The organism is Klebsiella sp. NPDC088457 (assembly GCF_044900465.1).
Classification (GTDB): Bacteria; Pseudomonadota; Gammaproteobacteria; order Enterobacterales; family Enterobacteriaceae; genus Klebsiella.
The window spans coordinates 1-16,861 of the sequence record NZ_JBJDNH010000004.1 but is presented as its reverse complement, the minus strand read 5'-3'; the positions used below and the strand labels follow the sequence as shown (position 1 = coordinate 16,861).

Here is a 16,861-nt window from a genome sequence, read left to right as displayed (position 1 = left end):
CTACACGGTGCCTAACGCTCGGGATCCAAACGGGCAGGATTAACACTAGCGCGATGAAGATGAGTACGTTAGGCTCTGACCGTTTGCAAGCCGCTGCCACAAGATGACGGAACAACAAATACAACGTATGAAAAAACGTATTCCCAGCCTCCTGGCCACCATGATCGCCAGCGCCTTGTATAGCCAACAAGGCCTCGCCGCCGATCTCGCCACGCAATGTATGCTTGGCGTTCCAAGCTATAATCGTCCCCTCGTTGAAGGTCAAACAAACGAGCTGCCGGTGACGATCGATGCCGATCATGCGAAGGGCAATTACCCTGACAACGCGGTCTTTACGGGTAATGTCGATATTAACCAGGGGAATAGCCGTCTGCAGGCGGACGAGGTCCAGCTCCATCAACAACAGGCGGCGGGCCAGCCTCAACCTGTGCGCACGGTTGATGCGCTCGGCAACGTTCACTATGACGATAACCAGGTCATTCTGAAAGGCCCGAAAGGCTGGGCCAACCTCAACACCAAAGATACCAACGTCTGGCAGGGCGATTACCAGATGGTCGGTCGTCAGGGCCGCGGTACCGCCGACCTGATGAAACAGCGTGGCGAAAACCGCTACACCATTCTGGAAAACGGCAGCTTTACCTCCTGTCTGCCGGGGTCTGACACCTGGAGCGTGGTCGGTAGCGAAGTCATCCACGACCGCGAAGAACAGGTGGCGGAAATCTGGAACGCTCGCTTCAAGCTGGGTTCGGTGCCGATTTTCTATAGCCCCTACCTGCAGCTGCCGGTGGGCGATAAACGTCGTTCGGGCTTCCTGATTCCGAACGCCAAATACAGTACCAAGAACGGCGTCGAGTTTTCTCTGCCGTACTACTGGAATATCGCGCCTAACTTTGACGCCACCCTGACGCCGCACTATATGAGCGAGCGCGGCGGCGTGATGTGGGAAAACGAATTCCGCTATCTGACCAAAGCCGGTATGGGCCTGTTCGAGTTTGACTACCTGCCGTCTGATAAAGTCTACCAGGACGATCACTCCAGCGACAGCAACAGCCGCCGCTGGTTGTTCTACTGGAACCACTCTGGGGTGATTGACCAGGTATGGCGTCTTAACGCCGACTACACCAAGGTCAGCGATCCGGACTACTTTAACGATTTCAGCTCCAAATACGGCTCCAGCACCGACGGCTACGCCACGCAGAAATTTAGCGCGGGCTACGTAAACCAGAACTTCGACGCCACCGTGTCGACCAAACAGTTCCAGGTCTTCAACCGTGAGTCGAGCAACTCCTACGCCGCTCAGCCGCAGCTGGATGTCAACTATTACCAGAACGACGTCGGTCCGTTTGATACCCATCTCTATGGTCAGGCGGTGCACTTCGTCAACACCAACGGCAACATGCCGGAAGCCACGCGTGTTCACTTCGAGCCGACGATCAACCTGCCGCTGTCTAACGGCTGGGGCAGTATTAATACCGAAGCCAAGCTGCTGGCGACGCACTATCAGCAGAGCAACCTTGATGACTACAACGCCGCCAATAACGCCGACTATAAAGAGTCCGTTAACCGCGTGATGCCGCAGTTTAAAGTCGACGGGAAAATGGTCTTCGAGCGCGACATGCAGGAGGGGTTCACCCAGACGCTGGAACCGCGCATGCAGTATCTGTATATCCCGTATCGCGACCAGAGCCATATCGGTACCTACGACTCCACGCTGCTGCAGTCTGACTACAGCGGCCTGTTCCGCGACCGCACCTACAGCGGCCTGGACCGTATTGCTTCAGCGAACCAGCTCACCACCGGCGTCACTTCTCGCGTATATGATTCCGCCGCCGTTGAACGTTTTAATATTTCCGTTGGTCAAATCTATTATTTCACCGAGTCCCGGACCGGTGATGACAACATCAACTGGGAGAACAACGACACAACGGGTTCACTGGTATGGGCTGGCGATACTTACTGGCGCATCGCCGATAACTGGGGTTTACGCGGGGGGATTCAGTACGATACGCGTCTGGATAACGTCGCAACCGGTAACGGCACCGTGGAATACCGTCGCGATGAAAACCGCTTAGTCCAACTTAACTATCGTTATGCCAGCCCGGAATACATTCAGGCCACGCTGCCGTCGTATTCTACCGCTGAGCAGTACAAAAATGGTATTTCTCAGGTGGGCATGACCGCCAGCTGGCCGATCGTCGATCGCTGGTCCGTGGTGGGTGCATACTACTTTGACACCAATACCAAAAAGAGCGCCGACCAGATGTTAGGGGTCCAGTATAACTCTTGCTGCTACGCAATTCGCCTCGGCTACGAACGTAAGATCAACGGCTGGGATAGTAACGGCAACGGCGAGAGCAAATACGATAACACCTTTGGCATCAACATTGAGCTGCGTGGCCTGAGCTCCAACTACGGTCTCGGCACTCAGCAGATGCTGCGTTCGAACATTTTACCGTACCAGAACTCCCTGTGATGTGGCTGGTTTAAAACGTAATCCGCCTTTGCGGTTAATTGAAATGGAAAAAGTATGAAGAACTGGAAAACGCTGCTTCTCGGTATCGCCATGATCGCGAATACCAGTTTCGCTGCCCCACAGGTTGTCGATAAAGTAGCGGCTGTCGTCAATAATGGCGTTGTGCTTGAAAGCGACGTCGATGGTTTGATGCAATCGGTTAAGCTCAACGCTGGCCAGGCCGGTCAACAGCTGCCGGATGACGCGACCCTACGTCATCAGATCCTCGAAAGACTGATCATGGACCAGATTGTGTTGCAGATGGGCCAGAAGATGGGCGTGAAAGTCACTGACGATCAGGTCGATCAGGCCATTGCCAACATCGCCAAACAGAACAACATGACGTTGGATCAGATGCGTAGCCGTCTGGCCTATGACGGCCTGAACTACAACACCTACCGCAATCAGATCCGTAAAGAGATGCTGATTGCGGAAGTGCGCAACAACGAAGTTCGTCGTCGTATCACCGTCCTGCCGCAGGAAGTGGAATCTCTGGCCAAACAGATTGGCGATCAGAACGATGCCAGCACCGAACTGAACCTGAGCCACATCCTGATTCCGCTGTCGGAAAACCCGACCTCCGACGAAGTTGCCGCCGCTCAGGAACAGGCTAACTCCATCGTTGAACAGGCGCGCGGCGGCGCTGACTTCGGTAAACTGGCGATCACCTACTCTGCCGACCAGCAGGCGCTGAAAGGCGGCCAGATGGGCTGGGGCCGCATTCAGGAGCTGCCGGGGATCTTCGCCCAGGCGCTGAGCACCGCGAAGAAAGGCGATATCGTCGGCCCGATTCGTTCTGGCGTTGGCTTCCACATCCTGAAAATTAACGATATGCGCGGCGGCAGCAAGAATATCTCGGTGACCGAAGTTCACGCGCGACACATTCTGCTCAAACCCTCGCCGATCATGAACGACGATCAGGCGCGGGCCAAACTGGAGCAGATCGCGGCAGATATTAAGAGCGGCAAAACCACCTTCGCTAAAGCGGCGAAAGATTTCTCCGAAGATCCGGGCTCAGCCAACCAGGGCGGTGACTTAGGCTGGGCGACGCCGGATATCTTCGACCCTGCCTTCCGCGATGCGCTGATGCGCCTGAACAAAGGCCAGACCAGCGCTCCGGTTCACTCCTCCTTCGGCTGGCACCTGATTGAACTGCTGGACAGCCGTCAGGTCGACAGAACCGACGCGGCGCAGAAAGACCGCGCATACCGGATGCTGATGAACCGTAAATTCTCTGAAGAAGCGGCGACCTGGATGCAGGAACAGCGCGCCAGCGCTTACGTCAAAATTCTGAGCAACTAAAAAGAACGGCCTCATACACAACGGTATTCAGGGTGTATTGAGGCGGCAAGCCAGCCGGTTCCGGGGCGCAACCCACCAGGTTGCCGGGCTCGCTGGCTCTGCCAACACAAACCCGTCCTGAAGGATGAAGTGTATGAACCGAGTTGTTATCACCCCTGGCGAGCCCGCCGGAATTGGCCCCGACCTCGTGGTAGAGCTTGCGCAGCGCGACTGGCCGGTAGAGCTGGTGGTGTGCGCTGACGGCGCCCTGTTATCCGACCGAGCCCAACGGCTCGGTCTTCCTTTATCTCTCCTGCCCTATGATCCTTCTCTCCCCGCCGCCGCACAGCGCGCCGGCACCCTGACGCTTCTCCCCGTCGCCCTGAACGCTCCTGTCGAAGCGGGCGTCCTGAACGTGGAGAACGGCAGCTATGTGGTAGAGACGCTGGCTCGCGCCTGCGACGGCTGCCTGCACGGCGAATTTGCGGCATTGATTACCGGGCCGGTACATAAAGGCAATATCAATGACGCCGGCATCGCCTTTACCGGCCATACCGAGTTCTTCGAAGAGCGCTCCCATGCCAGCAAAGTGGTGATGATGCTGGCGACGGAAGAGCTGCGCGTCGCGCTGGCGACCACCCATCTGCCGCTGAAGGCGATCAGCGAGGCGATCACCCCCGATTTGCTGCGCGAAGTGATCGCCATTCTGGACCACGACCTGCGGCATAAATTCGGTATCGCCCGGCCGCACGTGCTGGTGTGCGGCCTGAACCCGCATGCGGGCGAAGGGGGTCACATGGGGACGGAAGAGATCGATACCATTATTCCGGTGCTGGAAGAGATGCGCGCTCAGGGCATCAATCTGAGCGGCCCGCTACCGGCCGATACCCTGTTTCAGCCCAAATATCTCGACAATGCCGATGCGGTACTCGCGATGTACCACGATCAGGGCCTTCCCGTGCTAAAATACCAGGGCTTTGGCCGTGGCGTGAATATTACGCTCGGTTTACCTTTTATTCGAACCTCCGTTGACCACGGTACCGCGCTTGAACTGGCGGGCCAGGGAAAAGCGGATGTCGGCAGTTTTATCACGGCGCTTAATCTCGCCATCAAAATGATTGTTAATACGCAATGAATAATCGAGTCCATCAGGGCCACTTAGCCCGTAAACGCTTCGGGCAAAACTTTCTCAACGATCAATTTGTGATCGACAGCATTGTCTCGGCCATTAACCCACAGAAAGGTCAGGCAATTGTCGAGATCGGTCCGGGCCTCGCGGCGCTGACCGAACCGGTCGGTGAACGCCTGGACGAACTCACCGTTATCGAACTGGATCGCGACCTGGCCGCACGTCTGCAAACGCACCCGTTCTTAGGGCCTAAGCTGACGATTTATCAGCAAGATGCGATGACCATGAACTTTGGCGAGCTGTCGCAGACTATGGGTCAGCCGCTGCGCGTGTTCGGCAACCTGCCGTACAACATCTCGACGCCGCTGATGTTCCATCTGTTCAGCTATACTGATGCCATCGCCGATATGCACTTTATGCTGCAAAAAGAGGTCGTCAATCGTCTGGTTGCCGGGCCGAACAGCAAAGCGTATGGTCGACTGAGCGTTATGGCGCAGTATTACTGCCAGATTATCCCGGTACTTGAAGTCCCGCCGAGCGCCTTTACGCCGCCACCTAAAGTGGATTCCGCCGTCGTGCGTCTGGTGCCTTATCGCACCCTGCCGCATCCGGTGAAAGAGGTTCGCGTACTGAGCCGAATCACCACCGAGGCCTTCAACCAGCGTCGGAAAACGATTCGTAACAGTCTCGGCAACCTGTTCAGCGTAGAAGTGCTGACCGAGCTGGGCATCGATCCGGCGAAGCGTGCAGAGAATATTTCCGTGGCGCAGTACTGCCAGTTAGCTAACTGGTTATCTGACAACTCGCCCACCAAGGAGAGCTAACCATGATCAATTCGCCTCGAGTTTGCGTGCAGGTGCAAAGCGTCTATATCGAATCGCAATCTTCCCCGGAAGAGGAGCGCTACGTCTTCGCTTATACCGTCACCATTCGCAATCTGGGGCGGACTCAGGTTCAGCTGCTGGGCCGCTACTGGCTTATCACCAACGGCCACGGTCGTGAGACTGAAGTTCAGGGTGAAGGGGTTGTCGGCGAACAGCCGCATATTCCCGCAGGCGGTGAATTTCAATACACCAGCGGGGCCGTCATTGAAACGCCGCTGGGCACCATGCAGGGACATTATGAAATGATCGATGTGAACGGCGTGCCGTTCTCGATCGACATCCCTGTTTTCCGTCTCGCAGTACCAACGCTCATTCACTAAAACAATGTCTACATATCTTATTGGCGACGTTCACGGTTGCTACGATGAACTGATCGCATTATTAAAGCAGGTGGAGTTTACCCCAGGGCGCGATACGCTGTGGCTCACGGGCGATTTAGTCGCGCGCGGTCCGGGTTCGCTTGAGGTGTTACGCTACGTTAAATCCCTGGGCGATGACGTACGCCTCGTCCTCGGCAATCACGATCTGCACCTGCTGGCGGTTTTCGCCGGGATCAGTCGCAACAAGCCGAAAGACCGGCTGAAACCGCTGCTCGAAGCCCCGGATGCCGATGAACTGCTCAACTGGCTGCGTCGCCAGCCGCTGATGCAGATCGATGAAGAGAAAAAACTGGTGATGGCCCATGCCGGCATCACGCCGCAGTGGGATCTGGAAACGGCAAAGCAGTGCGCGCACGATGTCGAAGCCGTGCTCTCCAGCGACTCCTACCCGTTCTTCCTCGACGCGATGTATGGCGATATGCCCAATAACTGGAGCAACGAGCTGAGCGGCCTGGCCCGTCTACGTTTTATCTCCAACGCCTTTACCCGCATGCGGTACTGCTTCCCGAACGGGCAGCTGGATATGTATGCCAAAGAGGCGCCGGAAAACGCCCCGGCGCCGTTAAAACCGTGGTTTACCATTCCAGGGCCGATCGCCAGTGAATACAGCATTGTTTTCGGCCATTGGGCTTCGCTGGAAGGCCGCGGTACGCCTGAGGGGATTTACGCCCTGGATACGGGCTGCTGCTGGGGCGGGGATCTCACCTGCCTGCGCTGGGAAGATAAACGCTATTTCACCCAGCCGTCTAACCGGCAGAAGAATATGGACGAAGGCGAGGCGGTCGCCTCCTGAGAACGACCCCGGATAGCGGCCTGCCGCCTCTTATCCGGGATACGATACAACCCCGGTTAGCGCCATGCAGCCGGGGTTGGTCTTAGCGACGTTCGAGAATCTCGAAGCAGTAGCTATGCGAGTTCTGCGCGTCTGCATCATGGAATTCACTGAATACCGACTCCCACTGATCCGGATCGTAATCCGGGAAATGGGTATCGCCTTCCACTTCCGCATCAATATGCGTCAGATAGAGCTTGTGGGCCTTCGGCAGGAACTGCTCATACACGCGACCGCCGCCGATCACCATCATCTCTTCAACATCGCCGCAGGCGGCAATCGCTTCATCAACCGATTTCACCCACTGCACGCGATCGTCGCTACCGGGCTGGCTGCTGATAACGATATTTTTACGCCCCGGCAGCGGACGGCCAATAGACTCCCAGGTCAGACGCCCCATCACCACCGGCTTGTTTAACGTATTACGTTTAAACCAGGCGAGATCGGCAGGCAGGTTCCATGGCATGGCGTTTTCCATACCAATGACGCGATCTACCGCTAACGCCGCAATCAGACTGATCATTGAAAATTTCCCGAATGCAAAAAATTGCCGCCACTATACGTAAAGCGTAATACTTCGTCGACTGGGCGGAGAGTAAAGAATAAGAAAATTTTCGGATTTGCTGGCGGGCCCACGTAAGCCACCTGAGCCGCCAGCAGAGGATTTAAATCGAAAACAAAATGTTAACTACAGCAGGCCGCGCCTCAGACGGCAGGCTTGTTCTCCGGCTCATCGGCAACATCGCCGGTATGCCTGCCCTCTTCGGTTCCCTGCCAGCCATGCCGCTGCACTAACGACAGATGATTGCGATCCTCGTTGATAATGCCGGTCAGCATGTCGCTGGTCCGTTTGAACACCGCCACGCGAGAAGCCGCATCGTTTTCGGCCATCGCCACCATCTCTTCCACCATTTTGTGGTTGAAGCGCCGGAACAGATCGGCACGCTCACGCGCTTCATAAGCTCCCAGCCCCAGCGCCTCCAGCGCCATACGCCCGGATTTCAGCGCCGCTTCGAAAGTTTCACGCTCCGGCGCCTCCACCCCGGCCTGACGCAGCTGAATATAGTGGTCGACATCGCGGGCGCGGGAGATGATCTGCAGATGCGGGAAATGTTCTTTCGCCAGCGCGACCAGCTGCAGGCTGGTTTGCGGATCGTCGATGGCGTTAATCAGCACCTCGGCTTTTTCCGCGCCTGCGGATTCCAGCAGATCCGCGCGCGTGGCGTCGCCATAGAACACTTTCATATCGAACTTACGTAGCGTATCCACATGGTCAGGATCGTGATCGAGGATCACCATCTTCACCCCGCCGGAAAGCAGCACACGGCCGGCAATCTGCCCGTAGCGGCCAAAACCGGCAATAATCACCCGCGGCTGTTCTTCATCAATCTCATCCGCTTCGCGCTCCTGACCAGCGGAAGATTTCTCCAGGCGGGTCAGCAGCACCAGCAGAACCGGCGTCGCCGCCATCGATAGCGCCACCGCTAAGGTCAGCGCTTTGGCCCACTCGCTATCCAGCACGTCGGTCATCTGCGCCGCGCCGAAGACCACAAAGGCAAACTCGCTCCCCTGCCCCAGCAGCACGGCAAACCAGCGGCGCTGGGCGCGCGGCACCCCGAGCGGTTTCGCAATCAGCCACAGCATCACCCCTTTAATGATCAGGAAGCCGACCAGTAAAATCAGAATGCGCAGCGGATGGCTCACCAGGGTGCCGAAATCAATCGACATCCCGACGCCGATAAAGAACAACCCCAGCAGCAGCCCTTTAAACGGTTCGATGTCGCTTTCCAGCGCGTGGCGATATTCCGAACTCGCCAGTAGTACCCCCGCAAGGAAGGCGCCCATCGCCATCGACAGCCCCACCTCTTCCAGCAACAGGCCAAAGCCGAAGACCAGGAACAGCGCCACGGCGCTGAACACCTCACGCAGGCCGGAGCGGGCAACAAAGCGCAGCACCGGACGGGTCACATAGCGCCCCAGCGCCACCACCAGCGCCAGCGCCGCCGCAACCTTGAGAGCTGACAGAGCGAATGCCCCCAGCGTCGTTGACCCTCCGCTGACCGCCAGTAGCGGGATCATCGCCACCAGCGGGATCGCCGCGATGTCCTGAAACAGCAGCACGGCAAATGTGCTGCGCCCCAGCTGCGAGACCGTCAGGTTGCGTTCGTTCATCGCCTGCATGGCGATAGCCGTAGATGACAGCGCCAGCGTCATGCCAATCAGCTCAGCCACCTGCCAGCGCATGCCCAGCAGCATGCAAAACAGGCCAATCAATACCCCGCATACCACCATCTGCAGCGCGCCGCCGCCGAACACCGCGGCGCGCAATTTCCACAGCCGCTGCGGATCAAGCTCCAGACCGATCACAAACAGCATCAACACCACGCCGATTTCGGCAAAGTGCAAAATCGCCCCGGCATCGGTCACCAGCCTCAGGCCCCACGGCCCGATAATACAGCCGGCAATCAGATAGCCGAGTACCGACCCCAACCCAAGGCGTACGGCAATCGGCACAATCAGCGCGGCGGACCCGAGATATATCAGCGCCTGTATGAGCGTATGGCTATCCATGATGCGTCTCCTGCCATTCGATTAAGCGTTGACGGTAGTGACGCGCCTGCGCCTGCAGGGTCTCATCGTCACAGATAAAAGTGCAGTGCATGGCGAAAGGCGGTAGCCACTTCATACCGCAGTACAGCCCGGTAGCCTGAAGCGGCTGGGCCAGCACATCGAATCCGGGGAATGAGCCAATATCAAAGTGGCTTTCGCCGCCGCCGGTGGTCACCGCCCACATCAGCGATTTGCCATGCAGCGCAATGCCGTTATCCCCGTAGGCCCAGCCGTGCGACAGCACTTTATCCATCCACAGCTTCAGCAGCGGCGGAACGCTGTACCACTGCATCGGGTGCTGCCAGATAACCAGGTCGGCACGCGCCAGCGCCGCCTGTTCGGCGGCGACGTCGATATTGAAATCGGGGTAAAGTTGATAGAGGGAGCGTATTTCTACGCCATCCAGCGTCCCTGCCTGCTCAAGCATCCGTTTATTCGCATGCGAGTGATGCGGATAGGGATGGGCATAAATTATCAGAATCATTGATTAGCCTGCGTTAACTCTCGTTGTAATCAGCAAGAGTGTAGTCAGTTAATCAAAGCGCTTACAATCACAACCTTGTTTTATCTCCTGACCGCTCAGGCATTGCGCGGCTGCTTGCTGACGGCGATATCGGCTTCACTGACCGTGAGATCGCAGCGTTTCGGCAGCAGGAAGGTCATGGTCCCGGCGATAATTAACGATCCCGCCAGCGCGCAGACCGCCACATTCTGACCATACAGATAGATCATCACCCCCACCAGGTACGGACCACAGAAGCCGCCGAGGTTGCCAAGACCATTAATCACTCCGCGGGCGCTGCCGGCCACTTCTGCGGAGGCGATACGCCCCGGCATCGACCAGAACGGACTGGTGGCTGATTTGAGGAAGAAGCCGCAAATCACCAGCGCAATATAGGCCGCCACCACATGTTCGCGCAGTATTACCGAGGCCAGCAGCGCCGCCGCGAAGCTGTAGAGCGAGAAGCGCACCCACAGACGACGTTTACCGCTGCGATCGCTGAATAACGAAATCACATAGATCCCCGCCAGCGTCGCCACGAAGGGCAGCACCGCCAGGAAGCCGACGCTGGCCATATTGCCGCCGGTCAGCCCTTTGAGGATCGTCGGCAGCCACAGGGTGTAGCCGTAATCCCCGGTCTGGTAGAAGAAGTTGAGGATCACCAGCTTCATCAGCCCGCCGTTGCGGAAAACGTCTTTCACCGGCGCGTTGCTCACCGCATCTTCCGCCAGCTTCGCCGCCCGCTCGGCTGCGAGGGTGGCGACCAGATAGTCGCGTTCTTTCTCCGGCAGCCAGCGGGCCTCTTCCGGCCGGTCGCTAATCATGTACCACCATACCGCCAGCACCACCACCGAGAGCAGACCTTCGATAATAAATAGCCAGCGCCAGTCGAGCGCGGCAATAATCGCCCCGGAGACCGGCGCGGTCAGCATACCGCCCAGCGGAGCGAACATCATCACAAAGGCGTTGGCGCGCCCCAGCTCTTTTTCCGGGAACCAGTTGCTGACCATTGTCAGCACTACCGGCAGCATTCCCCCCTCGGAAACGCCGAGAATAAAACGCAGCACCAGTAATTGGTATTCGTGGGTCACGAAACCGGTCGCAATTGACACCACCGCCCAGGCCATCAGCGACCAGGCAATAAAGCGTTTACCGCTGCCGTTTACCGCAATACGCCCACCGGGTATTTGCAGAAATAAATAACCAATAAAAAATATACCGCTGGCGACACCGGCCATCTGGCTGGTAATACCTAAATCCTGTTCCATCCCCCCGGGTAAGGCAAAACTAATATTTACCCGGTCCATAAACGAAATAATACAGGCGATCAACACCGGCGTAATAATACGCCACCAGCGGGTGCTGGGGATTTTATCGTTCATATTTCGCACTCTCTATGCAGAGGTTATCGTTGTAATGAAATTCGAGCTGGGTACAGAAATAAGACGCGAAAATTAATTAATAGCGTTCGGCAAAGCGGCGCCGGAGAAATAAGCGGCGACGTTAGCGAAAACGACATCACTCATTTTCTGTCGGGTTTCATGGGTCGCGCTGGCGACATGAGGTTGCAACACCACATTATCGAGCGCAATCAGCTCTGCCGGCACATGAGGCTCATCTTCAAAGACGTCGAGCGCGGCCCCGGCGATAACACCGTTTTGTAACGCCGCGATCAGCGCCTTTTCATCCACCAATGACCCGCGGGCGATATTAATCAGCCACGCGTGTTTCGGCATGACGTTAAAGACCGACGCCTCTATCAGACCGCGGTTCGCTTCGCCGCCGGAGGCGGCAATCACCAGAAAATCACTCTCATGCGCCAGGGTATGCAGATCGGCGCACCACTGATAATCCAGCCCCGGGACCTGTTTACGGTCGGTATAGAGCACCTGCATATCAAAACCGCGGGCGCGGCGGGCAATCGCCTGGCCGATATTCCCCATCCCAAGCAGGCCGATACGTTTGCCGCTCACCTGGGTGGCCAGCGGCATGCCGCCTTTCTCCCAGCGCCCTTCGCGCACAAAGCGATCGCCCTGACACAGGTTGCGGGAACCGGCCAGCAGCAGGCCCATTGCCAGATCGGCCACGTCGTTGGTCAACACGCCGGAAGTGATGGAGACGGCAATCTGCCGGGAACGGGCATACTCTAAATCCACGGCGTCGGTACCCACGCCGAAGATAGCAATCAGCCCGACGTGCGGCAGCAGTTCAAGCACGCTGTTCTGCACCCCAATATCGCCGCGGGTAACGACGGCGGCGATGTTCTCTCCCTGCTCGCGCAGAAAGCCGATCGGATCGTCCTGTTCGTACAGACGCAGCAGCGGGAATTCGGCCGCCAGCTTTTCCTGCAGCGAATCAAGCACGGGAGCCACCAGGAGGACGGCGCGGGTAATAGTACTCTTCATCAGATCACCTGTTTGACGGTTCATTACGACAGTAGCCACTATCAAACGGTTTTTTAGCCGGACGTTTTGCGATCTGCATCACGCTGAATCGTGTTAAAAATAGCTGTTACGGCGTCCGTGATCGGTAAGACAAAACCCGCGGTTGCGCAGGTGGCGCGCGGCGCGACGTTAACGTTTTACTAACAGTACGTCACCGCCGTTCAGAGAGGGCTAGATGGTTTCGCCCATCGACAGACGATAGTGCAAGTCAACTTTTTCTATGGTGGGCAGCCCTTTGATTTTTTTAATTAAAATCTCTGTCGCCACCTTCCCCATTTCAAAGCGCGGGGTCAGGACGCTCGCCAGGCGCGGAGCGATTATCTGGCCGATCTCCAGACCATGAAAACCGGCGATGGCCAACTCCTGCGGGACCGTGATACCCGTTGCCAGGCACTCCTGTAACACGCCTACCGCCAGATCGTCGTTAGTACACAGAATCCCGTCCATGCTGGCATACATCTGACGCGCGAGGTTCATCATCCCGGTACCGATCGACACCGACGATACCTTATTCGGCGCAATACGTCCGGTGGCCAGCCCGGCATTCTCCATCGCCTGGCAATAGCCGGCATAGCGCTGTTCGTCGCGCACATCGGACATTGAGCCAAAATAGATAATATGCCGCTTGCCGCTCGCCAGCAGCATATTGGTCATGTCAAACCCGGCCTTGAAGTTGTCGAACCCGACGTTGATCCGCCCCGGATTCTCGGCCAGCCCCATCACTTCGGCCACCGGGATTTTTGCCGCATTCAGGTACTTATCCGCCCGTAGCGTATGGAGAGACTCGGTCAGCAGCAGGCCTTTGACGTGAAAGGCCAGCACGGCGGCAATCTGTTCCTCTTCGCGCTGGCGGTCGTAATCGTAGTTCACCACCAGCGTCTGATAGCCGTGCGCGGCGGTGACCGACTCGATACCGGCCAGCAGGTCGGCAAAGATCTGGTTATGAAAAGAAGGGATCAGCACGCCTATGCGCGGCACGACGACGCTGGTCATCGCCGGATTATCGGGATCGGGCTCATAGCCGATTTCCGCAATCACGCTGGCGATACGTTCCGCCGTTTCCGGTTTCACTTTGTCCGGCGTACGTAAATAGCGGCTGACGGTCATCTTGGTTACGCCAGCCAGCGCTGCAATATCATTGAGCGTAATACGTTGTGCTTTCATCTATCTGCCCGTCAAATACATCCGCTGCATCAGGCCATTATGCCTGCCGCTGAAGAAAAAGAGAATCGAACCCTTTCCCCGTTAACCCCTTGAGACACGGTAATTTCCACCCGACTTCACGTTTAATGTAACCCCTTTTCGTAACACCGTTTTGAGTGATCTCCATCACGGTTTTACCCGGCAAAAATCCGTGAGATAGAGCACAGGTTGTTGCGGTTTGTTGTTGGTTAATCCGCAATGAAAACGCACAGCATCATTTATATTCAGCCGTTAATCAGGATATCAAGATGAAAGATCTTTTCAGCTTACAAGGCAAACGAATTTTAATTACTGGCGCCGGACAAGGTATTGGTTTTGTCATGGCCCAGGGCCTTGCACAATATGGCGCAGAAATTATTATCAACGATATTTCTGCGTCGCGAGCAGATGATGCGGTGATGAAATTACGTGATGAAGGTGCCGTCGCTCATTCCGCGGTATTTAATGTCACCGACGCCGACGCGGTAGAAAACGCGATTAGCAAAATTGAAGAAGAAATTGGCGTCATTGACGTCCTCTTTAATAATGCCGGGATCCAGCGGCGCCACCCGTTTACCGAATTTCCGGTACAGGAATGGAATGATGTTATTTCCGTCAATCAGACCGCTGTCTTTCTTGTCTCCCAGGCCGTGGCCAAACGCATGGTCAGCCGCCAGCGCGGAAAAATCGTCAATATTTGCTCCATGCAGAGCGAACTGGGGCGCGACACGATTACGCCTTACGCCGCCGCCAAAGGCGCGGTAAAAATGCTGACCCGCGGGATGTGTGTCGAACTGGCGCGCTATAACATTCAGGTTAACGGTATCGCCCCGGGCTACTTTAAGACCGCCATGACCCAGGCGCTGGTGGACGATCGCGCCTTTACCGACTGGCTATGCAAACGTACTCCCGCCGCCCGCTGGGGCGACCCACAGGAGCTGGTTGGCGCGGCGGTGTTTCTGTCATCCAAAGCCTCCGATTTCGTTAATGGTCACCTGTTATTCGTCGACGGCGGCATGCTGGTTGCCGTCTGATTAAGGAGCGCAAGATGGCAGGACAATGCATTATTTTGATGGGCGTCTCAGGCACCGGCAAAACCACCGTCGGGCAGGCGCTGGCCCAGGCGCTTGGCGCGAAGTTCATCGATGGCGACGATCTGCATCCACGGCAGAATATTGTCAAAATGGCCGCCAGCCAGCCGCTCGATGATGACGATCGCCGGCCCTGGCTGGAGCGGATTGCCGACGTGATTTTCAGCCTGGAGCAAAAGAATGAATCCGGCGTGCTGGTCTGCTCGGCGCTGAAAAAACGCTATCGCGACCGTCTGCGTGAAGGCAGCGACAACCTGCGTTTTCTGTGGCTGACCGGCGACTATGAGTGCATTCTGCAGCGGATGCAGCAGCGTAAAGGCCACTTTATGCCGGAAGCGCTGCTGCGCAGCCAGTTTGCCGCCCTGGAAACGCCGGACGCCAGCGAGCGCGATATCATCGCCGTTGATATCGCCCCCGACGTGGCGACTATCGTCGCGCAATCCATCACCTTACTTGACCCTCACCCACTACAGGGAGTCCCGGCATGATTATCGATACCCTCAACGCTGGCGCAAAAAACGCGTTCTATCCGCCGGTGATCCGCAAAGCTTTACAGGCCGTCGCCCAGCAGGATCCACACTCCCTACCGCCGGGAAAATATACCGTCGATGGAGACAATCTGTTTTTCACCGTGGTCGAAGGCCAGACGCGGCCACTGGCGGAACAACGCCCGGAGTACCATCGTCAGTATATTGATATTCATATTGTCCTGGCAGGGGTGGAGATTATCGGCGCCGGCAATAAAGGCCTGGCGATCGTCCCGGACGGCCCGTTTAAAGAGGCGCACGATATTGGCTTTTGTGAAAAGATCGGCAGCGAAACGCTGATTCATCTGCATCCGGAAGAGCTGGCGATTCTGTTCCCGGGCGAACTGCACCGGCCGATGGGCGCCATGGATGCCGGCGCGCCGCTGCGCAAGATCATCGTAAAGATCGACCACGCCCTGCTTTAGCGATGGCGTAATACCGGCCCCGCGCAGTGTCATGCGGGGCCATGGATACCCTTAGTTATCCAGCTCATCCATTGACTTGACCTGATCGCGATTGATCTGCTCGGTACGACCGGTTTCAGCATTTTTATAAGACACCATGCCGGTATCGTCATCCACCTGCGGTTTGCCATCCGTCACGATCGTCTTACCATCCGTGGTCTTCAGCGACTGGTTTGATGAACAGCCCGCCACAAATAACATTGCCGTCGCCGCCAGCGCGGATGCCATCAGAATTTTGTTCCGCATTGTATCCTCCTGTCTTTCCGTCAATTGATATCGTTATGATGCTAACTCTAGTTAGCCCCAGCAGGCGGTCAGTTAAAAGCAGAACTCTCCGAAGATGCCCACAATAAAAAAAGGCTGACGTTCGCGCGTCAGCCTTTTTGTTGCCTTACTCGCCGTTAGCGAAGCGGCTTACTTCTTAATCTGGGCGTGCATTTCCTGGACCGAGGTCACTTTCTCGATAGCGTTGGCGTTCAGCGCCATCGCCGTCGCGAAACCGCCGTTCAGGGTGGTGTCGTAATGCACTTTGTACTGCAGGGCGCTGCGACGAATCAGCTTGGAGTCTTCAATCGCCTGACGACCTTCGGTGGTGTTGATGATGTAGGTGTACTCGCCATTCTTGATACGGTCCTGAATGTGCGGACGACCTTCATGCACCTTGTTCACCAGACGCGGGTTAATACCGGCTTCACCCAGCACAATCGCAGTGCCGTGGGTCGCATCCAGCTCGAAACCGAACTTCAGCAGCTTCGCCGCCAGGTCCACCACGCGCTCTTTGTCGCCTTCGCGTACTGAGAGCAGCGCGCGCCCCTGCTTTTTCATCGTGGAGCTACTGCCCAGCTGCGCCTTGGCGAAAGCTTCCGCGAAGGTACGACCTACGCCCATCACTTCCCCGGTAGAGCGCATTTCCGGCCCTAACAGCGGGTCCACGCCCGGGAATTTGTTGAACGGCAGCACCACTTCTTTCACCGAGTAGTACGGCGGGATAATCTCTTTGGTCACGCCCTGCTGAGCCAGCGT

General features: G+C 56.8%; 16 protein-coding genes and 1 pseudogene. 9 read left to right on the top strand and 8 right to left on the bottom strand.

Annotation, left to right across the window (positions count from 1 at the left end; genetic code table 11):
* Positions 1 to 127: 127 nt before the first annotated feature.
* The 6 genes from lptD to apaH all read left to right on the top strand — a co-directional run bounded on the left by lptD (position 128) and on the right by apaH (position 6,979).
* A complete protein-coding gene (lptD, locus tag ACI2JR_RS04030) occupies positions 128 to 2,473 on the top strand; it encodes an LPS assembly protein LptD (RefSeq protein WP_132729942.1) in 2,346 nt (781 codons plus the stop codon).
* Positions 2,474 to 2,527: 54 nt separating this feature from the next.
* Entirely contained in the window at positions 2,528 to 3,814 is a 1,287-nt protein-coding gene (surA, locus tag ACI2JR_RS04025; protein WP_132729943.1) for a peptidylprolyl isomerase SurA, read from the top strand.
* Positions 3,815 to 3,938: 124 nt separating this feature from the next.
* Complete coding sequence (pdxA, locus tag ACI2JR_RS04020; RefSeq protein WP_165905724.1) at positions 3,939 to 4,928, top strand: 4-hydroxythreonine-4-phosphate dehydrogenase PdxA; 990 nt, start codon at positions 3,939 to 3,941, stop codon at positions 4,926 to 4,928.
* Entirely contained in the window at positions 4,925 to 5,746 is an 822-nt protein-coding gene (gene rsmA / locus ACI2JR_RS04015; protein WP_132729945.1) for a 16S rRNA (adenine(1518)-N(6)/adenine(1519)-N(6))-dimethyltransferase RsmA, read from the top strand. The genes pdxA and rsmA overlap by 4 nt, the downstream gene beginning before the upstream one ends.
* 2 nt (positions 5,747 to 5,748) lie before the next feature.
* Complete coding sequence (gene apaG / locus ACI2JR_RS04010; protein WP_132729946.1) at positions 5,749 to 6,126, top strand: Co2+/Mg2+ efflux protein ApaG; 378 nt, start codon at positions 5,749 to 5,751, stop codon at positions 6,124 to 6,126.
* Positions 6,127 to 6,130: 4 nt separating this feature from the next.
* Complete coding sequence (gene apaH, locus ACI2JR_RS04005; protein WP_132729947.1) at positions 6,131 to 6,979, top strand: bis(5'-nucleosyl)-tetraphosphatase (symmetrical) ApaH; 849 nt, start codon at positions 6,131 to 6,133, stop codon at positions 6,977 to 6,979.
* Positions 6,980 to 7,061: 82 nt separating this feature from the next.
* On the opposite strand, the gene folA is transcribed toward apaH, so the two are convergent.
* The 6 genes from folA to ACI2JR_RS03975 all read right to left on the bottom strand — a co-directional run bounded on the left by folA (position 7,062) and on the right by ACI2JR_RS03975 (position 13,738).
* Positions 7,062 to 7,541, bottom strand: a complete 480-nt coding sequence (gene folA, locus ACI2JR_RS04000; protein WP_132729948.1) for a type 3 dihydrofolate reductase — start codon at positions 7,539 to 7,541, stop codon at positions 7,062 to 7,064.
* Positions 7,542 to 7,723: 182 nt separating this feature from the next.
* A complete protein-coding gene (kefC, locus tag ACI2JR_RS03995) occupies positions 7,724 to 9,589 on the bottom strand; it encodes a glutathione-regulated potassium-efflux system protein KefC (protein ID WP_462477932.1) in 1,866 nt (621 codons plus the stop codon).
* Positions 9,582 to 10,112: a glutathione-regulated potassium-efflux system oxidoreductase KefF gene (gene kefF / locus ACI2JR_RS03990; RefSeq protein ID WP_462477931.1), complete on the bottom strand. Its 531-nt coding sequence runs from the start codon at positions 10,110 to 10,112 to the stop codon at positions 9,582 to 9,584. The genes kefC and kefF overlap by 8 nt, the downstream gene beginning before the upstream one ends.
* Before the next feature lie 95 nt (positions 10,113 to 10,207).
* A complete protein-coding gene (locus ACI2JR_RS03985) occupies positions 10,208 to 11,512 on the bottom strand; it encodes an MFS transporter (protein WP_132729951.1) in 1,305 nt (434 codons plus the stop codon).
* A gap of 72 nt (positions 11,513 to 11,584) precedes the next feature.
* Positions 11,585 to 12,535, bottom strand: a complete 951-nt coding sequence (locus ACI2JR_RS03980; RefSeq protein ID WP_132729952.1) for a 2-hydroxyacid dehydrogenase — start codon at positions 12,533 to 12,535, stop codon at positions 11,585 to 11,587.
* 210 nt (positions 12,536 to 12,745) lie between these two features.
* Positions 12,746 to 13,738, bottom strand: a complete 993-nt coding sequence (locus ACI2JR_RS03975; RefSeq protein ID WP_132729953.1) for a LacI family DNA-binding transcriptional regulator — start codon at positions 13,736 to 13,738, stop codon at positions 12,746 to 12,748.
* 287 nt (positions 13,739 to 14,025) lie between these two features.
* Between ACI2JR_RS03975 and idnO the strand changes: the two genes are divergently transcribed.
* Genes idnO through ACI2JR_RS03960 form a run of 3 tightly spaced genes read left to right on the top strand, consistent with a single transcriptional unit; the run spans position 14,026 to position 15,799 of the window.
* Complete coding sequence (gene idnO / locus ACI2JR_RS03970) at positions 14,026 to 14,790, top strand: gluconate 5-dehydrogenase (RefSeq protein WP_132729954.1); 765 nt, start codon at positions 14,026 to 14,028, stop codon at positions 14,788 to 14,790.
* Positions 14,791 to 14,804: 14 nt separating this feature from the next.
* Positions 14,805 to 15,335: a gluconokinase gene (locus ACI2JR_RS03965; RefSeq protein ID WP_032698183.1), complete on the top strand. Its 531-nt coding sequence runs from the start codon at positions 14,805 to 14,807 to the stop codon at positions 15,333 to 15,335.
* Positions 15,332 to 15,799, top strand: a complete 468-nt coding sequence (locus ACI2JR_RS03960) for a NanQ anomerase/TabA/YiaL family protein (RefSeq protein WP_132729955.1) — start codon at positions 15,332 to 15,334, stop codon at positions 15,797 to 15,799. The genes ACI2JR_RS03965 and ACI2JR_RS03960 overlap by 4 nt, the downstream gene beginning before the upstream one ends.
* Before the next feature lie 51 nt (positions 15,800 to 15,850).
* Here ACI2JR_RS03960 and ACI2JR_RS03955 read toward each other — a convergent pair whose 3' ends face one another.
* Both ACI2JR_RS03955 and carB read right to left on the bottom strand, forming a co-directional pair.
* Positions 15,851 to 16,084 (bottom strand): YgdI/YgdR family lipoprotein, encoded by a 234-nt coding sequence (locus ACI2JR_RS03955; protein ID WP_004857757.1) that lies wholly within the window; start codon positions 16,082 to 16,084, stop codon positions 15,851 to 15,853.
* Positions 16,085 to 16,252: 168 nt separating this feature from the next.
* Positions 16,253 to 16,861, bottom strand: a pseudogene (carB, locus tag ACI2JR_RS03950) (carbamoyl phosphate synthase large subunit); the annotation flags it as partial.

Excerpts from the sequence above, each read along its gene's own strand:
- lptD (WP_132729942.1), top strand. The coding sequence starts at position 128 with ATGAAAAAACGTATTCCCAGCCTCCTGGCCACCATGATCGCCAGCGCC.
- surA (WP_132729943.1), top strand. The coding sequence starts at position 2,528 with ATGAAGAACTGGAAAACGCTGCTTCTCGGTATCGCCATGATCGCGAAT.
- pdxA (WP_165905724.1), top strand. The coding sequence starts at position 3,939 with ATGAAGTGTATGAACCGAGTTGTTATCACCCCTGGCGAGCCCGCCGGA.
- rsmA (WP_132729945.1), top strand. The coding sequence starts at position 4,925 with ATGAATAATCGAGTCCATCAGGGCCACTTAGCCCGTAAACGCTTCGGG.
- apaG (WP_132729946.1), top strand. The coding sequence starts at position 5,749 with ATGATCAATTCGCCTCGAGTTTGCGTGCAGGTGCAAAGCGTCTATATC.
- apaH (WP_132729947.1), top strand. The coding sequence starts at position 6,131 with ATGTCTACATATCTTATTGGCGACGTTCACGGTTGCTACGATGAACTG.
- folA (WP_132729948.1), bottom strand. The coding sequence starts at position 7,541 with ATGATCAGTCTGATTGCGGCGTTAGCGGTAGATCGCGTCATTGGTATG.
- kefC (WP_462477932.1), bottom strand. The coding sequence starts at position 9,589 with ATGGATAGCCATACGCTCATACAGGCGCTGATATATCTCGGGTCCGCC.
- kefF (WP_462477931.1), bottom strand. The coding sequence starts at position 10,112 with ATGATTCTGATAATTTATGCCCATCCCTATCCGCATCACTCGCATGCG.
- ACI2JR_RS03985 (WP_132729951.1), bottom strand. The coding sequence starts at position 11,512 with ATGAACGATAAAATCCCCAGCACCCGCTGGTGGCGTATTATTACGCCG.
- ACI2JR_RS03980 (WP_132729952.1), bottom strand. The coding sequence starts at position 12,535 with ATGAAGAGTACTATTACCCGCGCCGTCCTCCTGGTGGCTCCCGTGCTT.
- ACI2JR_RS03975 (WP_132729953.1), bottom strand. The coding sequence starts at position 13,738 with ATGAAAGCACAACGTATTACGCTCAATGATATTGCAGCGCTGGCTGGC.
- idnO (WP_132729954.1), top strand. The coding sequence starts at position 14,026 with ATGAAAGATCTTTTCAGCTTACAAGGCAAACGAATTTTAATTACTGGC.
- ACI2JR_RS03965 (WP_032698183.1), top strand. The coding sequence starts at position 14,805 with ATGGCAGGACAATGCATTATTTTGATGGGCGTCTCAGGCACCGGCAAA.
- ACI2JR_RS03960 (WP_132729955.1), top strand. The coding sequence starts at position 15,332 with ATGATTATCGATACCCTCAACGCTGGCGCAAAAAACGCGTTCTATCCG.
- ACI2JR_RS03955 (WP_004857757.1), bottom strand. The coding sequence starts at position 16,084 with ATGCGGAACAAAATTCTGATGGCATCCGCGCTGGCGGCGACGGCAATG.